Origin of the sequence: Streptococcus sp. FSL W7-1342, from assembly GCF_037966635.1 — a bacterium.
GTDB classification, from domain to species: domain Bacteria; phylum Bacillota; class Bacilli; order Lactobacillales; family Streptococcaceae; genus Streptococcus; species Streptococcus salivarius_D.
This window is the reverse complement of record NZ_CP150200.1, coordinates 153462-166444: the sequence shown is the minus strand read 5'-3', so window position 1 is coordinate 166444 and position 12983 is coordinate 153462. Positions and strand designations below refer to the sequence as shown.

General features: G+C 40.8%; 12 protein-coding genes. 6 read left to right on the top strand and 6 right to left on the bottom strand.

The features are described 5' to 3' along the window. Nucleotide 1: 1 nt before the first annotated feature. Nucleotides 2-751 carry an adaptor protein MecA gene (mecA, locus tag NSQ79_RS00935; RefSeq protein ID WP_014633671.1) on the bottom strand — a complete coding sequence of 250 codons (750 nt, stop codon included), beginning with the start codon at nucleotides 749-751 and terminating at the stop codon, nucleotides 2-4. A gap of 206 nt (nucleotides 752-957) precedes the next feature. On the opposite strand from mecA, the gene NSQ79_RS00930 reads away from it, so the two are divergent. Next, nucleotides 958-1329, top strand: a complete 372-nt coding sequence (locus NSQ79_RS00930; RefSeq protein ID WP_045001980.1) for a DUF3021 family protein — start codon at nucleotides 958-960, stop codon at nucleotides 1327-1329. Nucleotides 1330-1388: 59 nt separating this feature from the next. On the opposite strand, the gene NSQ79_RS00925 is transcribed toward NSQ79_RS00930, so the two are convergent. Further along, nucleotides 1389-2243: an undecaprenyl-diphosphate phosphatase gene (locus NSQ79_RS00925; RefSeq protein WP_002883622.1), complete on the bottom strand. Its 855-nt coding sequence runs from the start codon at nucleotides 2241-2243 to the stop codon at nucleotides 1389-1391. Nucleotides 2244-2448: 205 nt separating this feature from the next. Here NSQ79_RS00925 and NSQ79_RS00920 point away from each other — a divergent pair, with 205 nt between their 5' ends. Together NSQ79_RS00920 and NSQ79_RS00915 are read left to right on the top strand one after the other, a co-directional pair. Then, nucleotides 2449-3996, top strand: coding sequence for an ABC transporter substrate-binding protein/permease (locus NSQ79_RS00920; RefSeq protein WP_002886433.1), 1548 nt, complete (start codon nucleotides 2449-2451; stop codon nucleotides 3994-3996). Next, complete coding sequence (locus NSQ79_RS00915) at nucleotides 3996-4736, top strand: amino acid ABC transporter ATP-binding protein (protein WP_002886432.1); 741 nt, start codon at nucleotides 3996-3998, stop codon at nucleotides 4734-4736. The genes NSQ79_RS00920 and NSQ79_RS00915 overlap by 1 nt, the downstream gene beginning before the upstream one ends. Before the next feature lie 87 nt (nucleotides 4737-4823). Here the strand turns inward: NSQ79_RS00915 and NSQ79_RS00910 are convergent, their stop codons facing one another. Further along, the gene (locus NSQ79_RS00910; protein ID WP_175062534.1) at nucleotides 4824-7391 is read right to left on the bottom strand and encodes an SEC10/PgrA surface exclusion domain-containing protein; all 2568 of its coding nucleotides are present in this window, start codon (nucleotides 7389-7391) and stop codon (nucleotides 4824-4826) included. A gap of 298 nt (nucleotides 7392-7689) precedes the next feature. Between NSQ79_RS00910 and NSQ79_RS00905 the strand changes: the two genes are divergently transcribed. Beyond that, nucleotides 7690-8280, top strand: coding sequence for a VanZ family protein (locus NSQ79_RS00905; protein WP_014633812.1), 591 nt, complete (start codon nucleotides 7690-7692; stop codon nucleotides 8278-8280). 216 nt (nucleotides 8281-8496) lie between these two features. Here the strand turns inward: NSQ79_RS00905 and rpsO are convergent, their stop codons facing one another. Further along, complete coding sequence (gene rpsO, locus NSQ79_RS00900; RefSeq protein WP_002883618.1) at nucleotides 8497-8766, bottom strand: 30S ribosomal protein S15; 270 nt, start codon at nucleotides 8764-8766, stop codon at nucleotides 8497-8499. Nucleotides 8767-8915: 149 nt separating this feature from the next. Then, the gene (locus NSQ79_RS00895; RefSeq protein ID WP_084915097.1) at nucleotides 8916-10073 is read right to left on the bottom strand and encodes an MFS transporter; all 1158 of its coding nucleotides are present in this window, start codon (nucleotides 10071-10073) and stop codon (nucleotides 8916-8918) included. Nucleotides 10074-10180: 107 nt separating this feature from the next. Here NSQ79_RS00895 and NSQ79_RS00890 point away from each other — a divergent pair, with 107 nt between their 5' ends. Both NSQ79_RS00890 and def read left to right on the top strand, forming a co-directional pair. Further along, nucleotides 10181-10819, top strand: a complete 639-nt coding sequence (locus tag NSQ79_RS00890) for a cyclic nucleotide-binding domain-containing protein (protein WP_155213060.1) — start codon at nucleotides 10181-10183, stop codon at nucleotides 10817-10819. A gap of 93 nt (nucleotides 10820-10912) precedes the next feature. Then, nucleotides 10913-11527, top strand: a complete 615-nt coding sequence (gene def, locus NSQ79_RS00885; RefSeq protein WP_002883663.1) for a peptide deformylase — start codon at nucleotides 10913-10915, stop codon at nucleotides 11525-11527. Between the two features lie 125 nt (nucleotides 11528-11652). Here the strand turns inward: def and ilvA are convergent, their stop codons facing one another. After that, nucleotides 11653-12903 (bottom strand): threonine ammonia-lyase IlvA, encoded by a 1251-nt coding sequence (ilvA, locus tag NSQ79_RS00880; protein ID WP_002883616.1) that lies wholly within the window; start codon nucleotides 12901-12903, stop codon nucleotides 11653-11655. Nucleotides 12904-12983 lie beyond the last annotated feature (80 nt).

The window sequence follows — 12983 nt, the reverse complement described above, 5'->3', positions numbered from 1 at the left end:
CTTAGCTCCATTTCGTTGCTTGTAGTACCGGTAAGGCGTCCTCTTCCATCAAGATTGTTGCATGCTCTTGTAGGTAGGCACGTGTTCGGTCTGCTACATTCGCATATTCAAGAAAACGCGCATACATATTGTTCGCGTAATAATCAGGCTCATCAGCCAAGTAAAGAAGGACTGTCATATAGTAGACATCCCCAAGTTTATAAAGCTCAGAACCTTCAACAGGCACATCCTTCAAGCCTTGTGTAAAGGTCACCACTTGATCAAAGTCAGAGAAGGCCAAGACATAGTGGGTATAGTCTTCACGAATATTTTCTTCGGGCACTTCCTTGGTAGGCTCTGTCATAGCCTTATCAACCTCTTCCAAGGTCTTTTCAAGCTCTTCGAGCTTATGGTGTGCTTCGATGTCACCCTTGTCCATAAAGTTACCCTCAAGAGCCTTGAGGAACTCTTCTGGAGAAAGCCCTGAGTAGTCATCCATATATGACAAATCGTTGAAATCAAGGTCTTCCTTAAGATCTGATTTAGTCACAAAGACATCCACACGATCCTTGCGTGGCGTGACACGGAAGCTCAGCATCCCACTATTTTTAAAGTTATCAGGCAAGTCCAACTCATCCATGACAGTATAGAAAAATTCCTCTGTTTTTTCCTGGGGAATCAAGAAATCCTTCAATTCCATACCATGTTCTTCAAGATCTTCCATGGTAATCATGATTTTTAGAGTTGTCTCGCTTATTTGTTTCATTTCCATATGTAAAAAACCTCGCACGAGTAGTTATTTCATTATACTAGAAAAGCCAAGAGATAGCAATTTCTGAGCAAGTTTGAGTCTTATTTTGGAAAGGATTTCTAAAAACTTCTTAATACTAACAAAACCTTGTATTTCCCCATTTATACCTGTCATCTATCCTAGATTGGAGTATAATAAAAGTGAAGATATACATGGAGGTGATGACCATGACTGCCTATAAAAAAGGGTGGCTACGAGCTAGCATTGCTGGAGGAATAACGAGTTTATTGACGCTCTTTCTCTACTTATCGGGGCAACCTTATCAAGTAAACAAATCTACCTTTCTTACAGGGCTAATCGTCGCCATCATACTAGCAACTGCACCCATTTACGACGATAATCGTTTATCGCTCAAACAGCAATCTCTTCTCCACTTCTCAATCATGTGTGTTACCATCCTTCCAATTCTCTGTTTGTCCGGATGGTATCCCTTGCATAATGTCGTGGACTTCTTGAAAATCCTAGCCAGCTTTTTGACTTGCGGACTGGTCCTATGGTCGCTAGCTTACCTTATCTTTGGAAAACTTCTCCACAAATGATCTCTAAACCAGCTAAAAAGGACTTCAATTGAAGTCCTTTTCAGTTTACTTAAAAGTAATTATCCGAAAATAAGTTTGACAGCTCCATAGAGAAGCACAATAATACCAAGCACGATACGGTATTTTCCGAAAACTGTGAAATCATGTTTCTTAATATAATTCATCAAGAAGCGAATCACGAACAAGCTGACAACAAAGGCTGTCACACTAGCTACCAAGAGAATAGCCACTTGTCCACCTGTCAAGGTATTCCCGTCAATGAAATACTTAACCGCCTTAAGGCCACTATAACCAAACATGGTTGGAATACCAAGGAAGAAGGTAAAGTCAGCAGCTACGCTACGACTAGTACCAACGATGATACCCCCAAGAATAGTAGCACCTGAACGGCTTGTCCCTGGAATGATACTCAAGACTTGGAAAAGACCAATATAGAAAGCTGTCTTGTAAGACATACGTGCCAAATCCGTTACCTTAGGTTCTACACGTCGATTGCGGTCCTCAATCCAAATAAAGGCAATCCCGTAGACTACCAACATGATAGCTACTACAAAGAAATTACTGAGATGGGCCTCCATCCAGTCATCTAAAAGAAGACCAAAGAAGGCTGAAGGAATACAGGCAATGACCACCTTGAGCCAAAGTTGCCAAGTCAATTGCACTTCACGTGCTGTCTTACCAGGTTGGAAGGGATTCAAACGTTTAAAGTAAATGACCATAACCGCAAGAATAGCACCAAGTTGGATAACGATATTAAACATATCGATGAAATCTTTACTTTGTCTCAAGTTCAAGAATTCATTCACCAAAATCAAGTGACCTGTAGATGAAATCGGTAGCCACTCAGTGATACCTTCGACAATCCCAAGAAAGACTGCTTTTAGTAATTCAATAATAAATTGTGCCGTTTGCATAATTATCTCCGTTTTAAAATGCTAGCCTCATCACACCAAAAATGATTAAGGCTCCAAATCGTCCTTCCCATTATATCAAATTACAACTTGTATTTGAAGACAATCTTGGTATAGAGATTGTTTTTCTAATCCCAACTTATTGTCATTAATCCTAATTTCCTGTAAAATGGTAAGGTATGACATTTTTATAGGAGACATTGTTTCAATGAAAAAAATTATTGTAGCCTGCTTTGCAGCGCTCCTCCTCGTTTTTGGTGGGGTATCAAGCGCTCAAGCAGACGAGTATCTCCGTGTCGGTATGGAGGCTGCCTATGCACCTTTCAACTGGACGCAGGACGATAACTCAAACGGAGCCGTTCCAATCGAAGGTACCAAACAGTATGCCAACGGTTATGACGTGCAAATCGCTAAAAAAATCGCTGAAGCTCAAGGCAAGAAACCCTTGGTAGTCAAAACAGCTTGGACAGGTTTGATTCCTGCCCTCACTTCCGGCAAAATCGATATGATCATCGCAGGTATGAGCCCAACAGCTGAACGTCGTCAAGAAATCGACTTTTCAGACAGCTACTACCGAAGCGAACCTGTCATGGTTGTCAGCTCAGACGGTGATTATGCCAACGCTAAGAGTCTCAAAGACTTCAAGGATGCTAAAATCACAGCTCAACAAGGGGTTTATCTCTATAATTTGATTGACCAAATCCCAGGTGTCAGCAAACAAACGGCTATGGGAGACTTTGGGGCTATGCGCCAAGCCCTTGCATCAGGTATCATCGATGGTTATGTTTCAGAGCGTCCTGAAGCAAAAACTGCCGAAGAAGCTAGCTCAAAATATAAGATGATTACGCTTAAAGATGGTGGTTTCCAGGTTTCAGACGATGACGTCTCCTTGGCCGTCGGTCTTCGCAAAGGAGACAGCCAGCAAATGGAACAAGTCAATAAGGTCCTTGCTGGAATCAGCCAAGAGGAACGTGTTAAACTGATGGATCACATCATTGACATCCAACCTGCAGATAAGACTGATGAGGCTAAAAAAGGAAACTTCTTTAGTCAGATGAGCAATATCATCGCTAAGAACTGGCCACAATTCTTACGTGGTACAGGAATTACCCTTCTTATCTCAATTATCGGTACAGTTGTGGGTACTTTCATCGGTCTTATGATTGGTGTTTACCGCACAGCTCCTAAGGCTACTAATAAATTTGTAGCCTTGCTCCAAAAACTCTTCGGTTGGGTGCTTAATGTCTATATCGAAGTTTTCCGTGGTACGCCAATGATTGTACAATCTATGGTTATCTACTACGGTACTGCCCAGGCCTTTGGTATCAATATTGACCGTACCCTAGCAGCTGTCTTCATCGTTTCTATCAACACCGGAGCCTACATGAGTGAAATCGTTCGTGGTGGTATCTTCGCCGTAGATAAAGGACAATTTGAAGCTGCAACTGCTCTTGGATTTACCCACGGTCAAACCATGCGTAAGATTGTTCTTCCACAGGTTATCCGTAACATCTTGCCAGCTACTGGTAATGAGTTCGTTATCAATATCAAGGATACCTCTGTTTTGAACGTTATCTCTGTTGTGGAACTTTACTTCGCAGGTAACACTGTTGCAAGTCAAACATATCAATACTTCCAAACATTCTTTGTTATCGCAGCAATCTACTTTGTCCTCACCTTCACAGTGACACGCATCTTGCGTTATGTAGAACGCCGTTTGGATCAAGATACTTACACACAAGGAGGGGTTCACTAATGACTGAAACGATTTTAGAAATTAAAAACCTCAAAAAATCATACGGAAAAAACGAAGTCCTCAAAGATATCTCCCTCAGCGTCAAGAAAGGTGAAGTTATCTCAATTATTGGTTCTTCAGGTTCAGGGAAATCAACCTTCCTTCGCTCTATTAACCTACTCGAGTCACCTTCAGGTGGTGAAATCCTCTATCATGGAGACAATGTCCTTGAAAAAGGTTACGACCTCACTACCTATCGTGAAAGACTCGGTATGGTTTTCCAATCTTTCAACCTCTTTGAAAACCTTAATGTTTTGGAAAATGCTATCGTAGCTCAAACAACCGTTCTCAAACGTGACCGTAAAGAAGCTGAGAGTATCGCCAAAGCTAACTTGGAGAAAGTTGGTATGGGGGAACAATACTGGAAAGCTAAACCAAAACAACTCTCAGGGGGACAAAAACAACGTGTGGCCATTGCCCGTGCCCTCTCTGTTGATCCAGAAGCCATCCTCTTTGACGAGCCAACTTCAGCCCTTGACCCAGAAATGGTAGGGGAAGTACTCAAGACTATGCAGGAGCTATCTGAAACTGGTTTGACCATGATTATCGTTACCCATGAAATGGAGTTCGCACGTGATGTTTCAGACCGTGTCATCTTCATGGATAAAGGAGTAATCGCTGAACAAGGTAGCCCAGAACAAATCTTTGAAAATCCTAAAGAAGAACGTACCAAGGAATTCCTCAAACGTTTCTTGGGTTAAAAACGAAAAAGTTAAGGTTTCGACCTTAACTTTTTTTAGATTCTCAAATATATAAAAAAACGGCATCTGCCGTTTTTTTGTCTATGATTAGTTACGACGTGTACGTCTGTCAACAAAACCAAGGAAGGCCAATAGTGTCATAAAGAGACCTACAAGACTGAATCCTACTGCAGTTGACTCACCTGTTTCTGGCAAGCTGTCTGTTTCTTGTACAGGAGCTTGTTTCTCTGCTTTTGCTTGACCATAATTTACAGGAATTTGAGCCACCGTTTGAGCTGCTTTTTCTTGTGTTGTGAAAGCAATAACTTTACCATCTACATCGTAAACAGGTACTGGTGTGAGACCTTTAGATGTAATGTTAGCGAACTCTTTAGCCAATTGTGTTTGACGCTCTTTGTCTGCCTTAGCTTTCATGTAGTTATCGAAGGCTGTTTGAACAGTTGTGTATTCGCTCGTTAATTTATCACGTTTAGCAGACAATTCAACAAGTTTCGCACGTTCAGTTGAAAGAGCACCTTTGGCTGCAGTAAATTTAGCAAAGGCTGTTGCACGTTCTGCTTTAGCCTTAGCTAGGTTACCTGAAGCATTTGTAAGGGCTGCTAGACGGTTCTTAGCAGCAGTCAAGGCTTGGTTAGCTTGTGTCAATGCTACTTGTTTCTTAGCAGTATCTTGCTTAGCAGCGTTGTAGGCATTTGTCAAACGTTGCAAGGTTGCAGAACTTGTCGCAAGTTTATCTTTAGCTGTTTGAAGCTCTGCTTGTTTTTCATCAAGAGTTGCTTTAGCTTTGCTAAGGGCTGCTGCTTTTTCTTGTGCGTTAGCATTAAGGTTTTCAACTGCAGCGTTAGCTTTTTCCAATTCTGATTTAGCAGTTGCAAGGGCTGCTTGTTTTTCAGAAAGGTTATTCTGAGCAGCTGCCAACTTGCTTGCAGTCGCTTTAAGAGCTGCAAGTTCTGACTGAGTATTCTTAAGCTTAAGAGTTGCTGACTCAGAAGCCGCTTTCTTGCTAGCCAAATCACTTTGAGCTTGATCGTTAGCTTGCTTAGCAGCTTCATAAGCTGCTTTTGCAGCAGCAAGATTTGCATTTGAAGATGATTGAGATTGGTTACCTTCATATGGGTTAGCAATCTTAGTTGTGTCAAAGCTACTATCAGAAGCGATAGAATTTTTATTGACATTGTTTACGTGAACGTTAAAGGCACCGGCAACAACACTGATGTCTGTTCCAATGTAAGACTCACCACCATCTGCTGTAAGTCCAGAGATAGAACGAGCATGGTTCCACTCATTACCGTTAAACATGAAGTCAAGCATAGCTTCATAGACATATTTCTTAATGTCGTTAAGAGTAAATGGTCCTGTCAAACCTTGCCATGTATTAAGGTTTTCACCAATACTTACACTATTAAATGACTTACCAGCACGGTCAAGGGCGGCACTATCATGTCGTTGATGGGTAATAGCTTCCCAACCCCAGTTATCTGCTACATAACCGTCTGAAACACGGTCAGCCGCAAGAACACTACCTTTTGAAACAGATGTTTGAGTTGTACCAAAGGCTGTACGAATTTGGTTAATCAAACTTGAAGCATACAATGACAAATCTGTAATTTGAGCTTCACTAAGGTTATTCAAATCACTAATTTTAACATTTTTATCCGCTTCATTATCTTGATAACTATTGTTACCACGATCACGTTTATTAACGTTCTTCAAGACTTGTTCAGCTTGAGCTTTTTCTGCTGCGGTCGCTGTTTTAGACTCATGAATCTTAAGAGCATTGACATATTCTTGTGAAACTGAGAATTTTTGACGAACATTAGCTGTTGAAGTTGTTGAAGATTCTGCTTTTTTCTTAGCTGCTTCAGCGGCTGCAAGAGCAGCTGCCTTTTCATTAGCTACTGTTTGAGCAGTCTCATAAGCTGCTTTAGCTTGGTTTGCTGCATTTTGGTCTGCAGTCAATTGCCCTTCTTTAGCTGAAATAGCAGTAGCTTTTTCTTTATCAGCTGCCTGAGCGGCTGCCAATTCTTCTTGAGCTTTTTTCTCAGCTGCTGTTGCAGCATCAAAAGCTGATTGTGCTTTAGCTTGGTTTGAAGCTGCCTCAGAAGCGCTAGAACCATTAAAGGCTGCTTTAGCGGCATCTACTGATTTTTGAGCATTAGCAACTTCACTAGCCTTAGCATTGACATTAGCTTGATCTGTATTAACGACAGCTTGCTGTTTGTCTGCTGCATCTTTAGCAGTTTTTTCTGCTGATTGAGCTGTTTCGACTGCTGACTTAGCTTCCTTAGCTGCATTTTCAGCAGTAGTTACTTGACCTTGAGCGGCAGCAATAGTTTCTGGACTTGCTTCATCGGCTGCTGTTTGTGCCTTTTGCAAGTTAGCATCTGCTGTCGCTAGGTTTGCTTGAGCCTGGTTGGCAGCTGCTTCATGATTAGCAACTACTGACTCTTGTTGCGATACTGCTTGATTTGCAGCGCTGGCTTGTTCTCTAGCCGCTTCGACTTGGGCTTGAGTTGGGACAGCTTGTGTAGCTGTCGATGATACTGATGCTGTTGTTGAGGCTTGATCGTTTGTCGTTACCTCATCAGCTTTAGCAACTGTAGCAGAAACTGCAAGTGCTGCAATTCCGGCTGTCGCCAAAACCTTTTTATTCATAAGACGAACTCCTTTTTATGTTAAAAATTCACTACTATATAATAACATTTTAATAATCTTGAAACAAGATGCTGACTCCTAATTTTTAAAATTTAATTATTTTATAAGCTTTCATAGCCTGTTTACAAAAACCATTAAATTGTTAGTCAAAAGTAGAGTTGCTGTTTCAAAGTCCTTTTTTAGTCTTTGATTCTGCCTTATCCTTCCATTCTATCAAAACTTCGTTACAGTTTCTTAACTTTCTTTAAACGTTTTTTTGATATAATGTGTACTCATCATATGCAAATGGAGGAGCAAAGTGGCAAAAACATTAAAAACATTGAGTAACATCTTACTAGGAAGCCTATCACTGTGCTTGTCTTATTGGTTTTATAGGGGCCATCTCGAACAGTACGTTCATTACATCGCCCATTATGGCTCCTACTTCCAAGTCTTACTCAACCTAGTCATCATAGTCCTGCTTAGTTACTTTGTCTATGCTTTTTTGAAACTCCTTCTTACTAGACAGCTGAAAAAACAGACACTGCTCCTACTCTACTTCATTTACTTTCTTGCTCTCTTCTACCTACTTTTCTTGAAAAACATTGGTACCCAAGGTCTCTCACTTAACCCCCTTTCCTTCGCTCGGGAATTATACTGGGGCAGCCACTTCGTTCCCATCATGAACCTGTTAATGTTCATCCCTCTGGGACTCCTCTTTTCTTCACGATTGAGTAATCTCCTACTCTGCCTCCTTACCCTTTTCTCCGTCGAATCCATTCAGTACTTCGGACATTTGGGAGTCTTTGATTTGGGAGATATCACCTTAAATATGTTAGGTATCCTTGTCGGAACTGCTATCCATCAACTCCCTCAATTTCAAACAGTTATCAAAAAAATTTTAAGTTAAAAAACTTCCAGAATTAATTTGGGAGTTTTTTTGTTCTATAGATTAATCATCGTCAGAATTTTTTAAAGGAACACAGAAAAACAGCCCTCTATATCTAGAGAGCTGTTTTGAATTCGGGCTAAAATCCTAGTGAAAAAGATGAAACTCCTTGTGTTCCTCAAACACGACGTCGTCCCCCTATTTTCATACGGATTTTTTACGCCCTTAGCATCGTTATTAACGACGAAGTCCGAGTGAGCTGATCAACTCACGGTAACGGTTAACGTCTGTGCGGCGAAGGTATGCCAACAAGTTACGACGGTGACCGATTTTTTTCATCAAACCACGGTAAGTAGCGTGGTCTTTTTTGTGTTGTTTAATGTGTTCGTTAAGGTGGTTGATTTCCCAAGTAAGGACAGCAACTTGAACCTCTACTGAACCAGTGTCACCTTCGTGACGTGCGTATTGAGCAATGATTTCATTTTTTTTCTCTTTTGAGATTGCCATGTTTTTTCTCCTTTTTTTGCTCCATCCGAGTCTTAGGATTGGCTCTCCTAAAACCAAGAAAGAGTTGGTTTGTCTTTACGACCTCTCTATTTTAGCTCATCTACTAATCTTTGTCAATCGCAAGATTTCACTGATTAAGTTTTTGAAGCTTAGACTTTTTTGGCCATTTTTGCATTCAGAAAGAATCCAAGGAAAAGTAGGAAACTTACGATTGCATAGGCTAGAAAAATCCAACTAAAACTTGGAGATATGAGTGCTAACAATTTCAAAACATAAGGGGAAATGGCTGACCCTAGGTTACACCCTAAGAGGACATAGGCTGTCGCCTTGTTCAACAGATTTCTAGCAATAGACTCAGAAAGTCGGTTAAAGATAATTGTCAAAATAATACTATAAAAGAAACCAACACCAACTGAAGATAAAATCAAAATCGGTAAGTTACCAGCCACTGACATCCCAAAGAGACAAACCGCTAACAAGAACATCACTATAGGCAAAAGACGATTTTTAAAATGTCCTATAAGCGAGGCGAAACTCAGTCCAGCTACAATTCCAATTCCCTGCTCTAAACTCAGTACTAAGGCTGATTGACCACTCTCAATAGTCTTACCAGCAACTTGAAACAGAGGCACGCGCAAACTAATCGAAGAATTGATACAGATGACAAAACCTGCTAAAAGAGCCATGCCAAGAATCATACCAAGGTCTTTTTTGTTCAGAACTTGTTTTCTTTTTGTAATCTGCTTCTTCTCCACCTGCTCCATCGTTGGCACAAAAAGGAGATACATAATCAAAATCACAAAACCAAAACCATAGATAAGAAAGGCAAAGGTCCAATGAATTTTCAGTAACTGTCCAACCAAAAGGGAACAAGAAGCTCCACCAATCAACTCCATGGAGCCACGAATACCTAACATCTGAACTCGCTCTTTACCTTGATAACGTTGACTGATGATGGCAATCGCCTTAGCATTGATAAGACCAATCCCCATTCCAAAAGCAATACGTGACAGTAAGACAAGAGGATAGGCTTGTACAAAAAAAGGAAAAATCCCAGCACTACTAAGTAAGAGCAGCCCAGTCACAATTAGCTGTCTATCACTTAGCCATTTGTCAATAAATGAATTAAGTAAGAGCATCGCGACTACGGAAAATGAAGGGACAGATACTAAAAGCTCCACTTGCGCGGCAGAAAAACTTGGGCTATAGTAGTCCAACATAGGTGGTAACGCTGTTGAAATCGAAAAGGCCGAAATCAAGAGCAAGGATAGCCCAAGCAGGCTCATTTTTTCTAAAATTCGTGTCATAATATAGGGATAAGAACATCCTTTCCTTACTTGTCTAATAGTTATTTTTTCATTATAATCTAAGGAGACTTTAAAAAATAGGACCTAGGTCCTAAAAAAGGAGATGTATGCGTAATCATGCCATAAGACCTCAACTTGACCAGGTCTTTCCACCCCCCTACCTCAACCAATTACAGAAAGTCACCTTTCAAAAAAACGATTATATTTGTACCCAAGGGCAAGCTATCACTGAGCTGACCTACATTTTATCAGGAAAGGTAAAAATTGTTCGTTCTCTCTTCAATGGTAAAGAACATATCCTAGAAACGCTCAATCAGCCTCAGATATTGGGAGATGTAGAACTCATGACCAACCAACCAGCAGGATCATCAGTCATTGCTTTAGAAGAGGTTCAAGCAGTTCAGCTCCCATTAAATAATAAAGAAGAACTCCTCAAAGACCCTGTTTTTCTCTACCAAATTGGACGTAACCTAGCTATGGCACTGCATAAGCAAGGTATCACTGCTTCAACGAATGCTAGCTACTCTGTCAAAGAGCGTCTGGCCACCCATATTTTGAATAGTGAAGAAGAGAATATCTTTCAATTATCGCCATCCATTTTAGCTTCCCGTTTTGGGACTAGCTATCGTCATGTACAGCGAGTCATCAAACAATTTATCGACCAGGGAATTATCGAAAAAGAGGCCTTTAAAACCTATCGTATTTTAGAGAAAAAAACCTTGGAAAAACTGGCTTTTATCGATTAGAAAAAGCCTCACTTTAACCCTTGATGGTTTAATTTTCAACCCTTTTGTGCTATAGTTATAAACAAGTAAATCAAAGAAAATAGAGGTAAACAAATGGACGCTCAAACCAAAATTATCCGCGCCAGCCATATGATTGATATGAATGATATCATTCGCGAAGGAAATCCAACCTTGCGTGCTGTCGCTGAAGATGTAACCTTCCCACTATCAGACGAAGACATTATCCTAGGCGAAAAAATGATGCAGTTTCTTCGTAACTCACAAGATCCTGTTATTGCCGAAAAAATGGGGCTTCGTGGGGGAGTCGGTCTTGCAGCCCCTCAATTAGATATTTCAAAACGCATTATCGCTGTTCTCGTTCCAAACCCTGAAGACGCTGAAGGTAATCCACCAAAAGAAGCATATAGCCTTCAAGAAATCATGTACAACCCTAAAGTAGTTGCCCATTCTGTTCAAGATGCTGCTTTGGGCGATGGCGAAGGATGCCTCTCAGTTGACCGCGACGTTCCTGGTTACGTGGTTCGTCATGCTCGTGTAACTGTTGAATACTTCAACAAAGAAGGCGAAAAGCAACGTGTTAAACTCCGTGGTTACAACTCAATCGTTGTTCAACATGAAATCGACCATACTAACGGTATCATGTTCTACGACCGCATCAATAAAGACAATCCATTCGCCATCAAAGATGGACTCTTAATTATCGAATAAAGAAAACCTCAGTAGAAATACTGGGGTTTTAGTTTGAAGATAAGGCCTTAGTGCCACTTTATAGCTAAGTTAAAGTAGAAAAGAACCGACTTTGTCAGTTCTTTTTTCATTATATGAACCTATCCTCAGACAAGCATATTGTATAGTGTTTCGTTACCGTGAAGGTTGATATAACTTGGGTCAAAGGCAGAGAGACGCTCGAGAAGTCCATCATAGTCGTTCTTGTCACTAAGAGCTATACCAATGAGAACCGGACCTTTTCCTTTATTAGCACGTTTGATGTACTCAAAACGAGTGATATCATCATTTGGTCCCAAGATATCATTTACAAATTCACGAAGGGCACCAGGACGTTGTGGGAAGTTAACCACAAAATAATGCTTGATACCATCGTAGATAAGCGCACGTTCTTCCATCTCTGGCATACGGTTGATGTCATTGTTACCACCTGAAATGATGCAGACGATGGTTTTTCCTTTAATCTCATCTTTGATCACTTCCAAAGCTGCCACTGATGCCGCACCTGCGGGTTCTGCAATGGTACCAACCTTAGAGTACATATCAATTAGGGTTTCTGAAATCAATCCTTCATCAACTCCCAAGAGGCGGTCAACATATTTACGTGCGACTTCATAGGTCTTGACACCTACCTTTTGAACAGCAATCCCGTCCGCAAACTTATCAATTTCTTCAAGTTTTACAGGATAACCACGGTCAAAGGCAGCACGCATACTACGAGCACCACTAGCCTCAACACCAATAACCTCCATAGACGGTGCTACATCTTTGATATAAGTAGCTACACCAGAGATAAGGCCACCGCCTCCGACTGGAACCAAGATACTATCAAAGGAAACACCTTCCTCTTGAGCCTGCTCATAAATTTCATAAGCAACAGTTCCTTGCCCTGCTTGGACATTATAATCGTCGAACGGATCAATGAAAGTCATCCCTTCAGACTTAGTATATTCTTGTGCTGCTTGAGCAGAAGCATCAAAGGTATCTCCCACCAATTTGATTGTTACAAACTTGCCACCAAAGAAACGGACTTGACCAATTTTTTGGAGAGGTGTTGTTACTGGCATAAAGATGGTTGCCGGAATCTTCATCTCGTTACAAGTGTAGGCAACCCCCTGAGCATGGTTTCCGGCTGATGCACAAACCACACCACGCGCCTTGTCCTCATCACTCAATTGATGGATAGCATAGTAGGCTCCACGCAATTTGAAAGAGCGTACCTTTTGCATATTTTCTTTTTTAATATAAATGGTCGCCCCGTATTTTTCAGATAGGTAGCGATCAAAATCTAGTGGTGTGCGTTCCACCACGTTTTTTAAGACTTCATTAGCCTTTACGATATCATTTGCAGTAATCATTGGCTCTCCTTTGACACAATATTCAAACTATTTCTATTGTATCACAATTTTCAGAAAAAATAGCAGCCAGTATAAAGAAA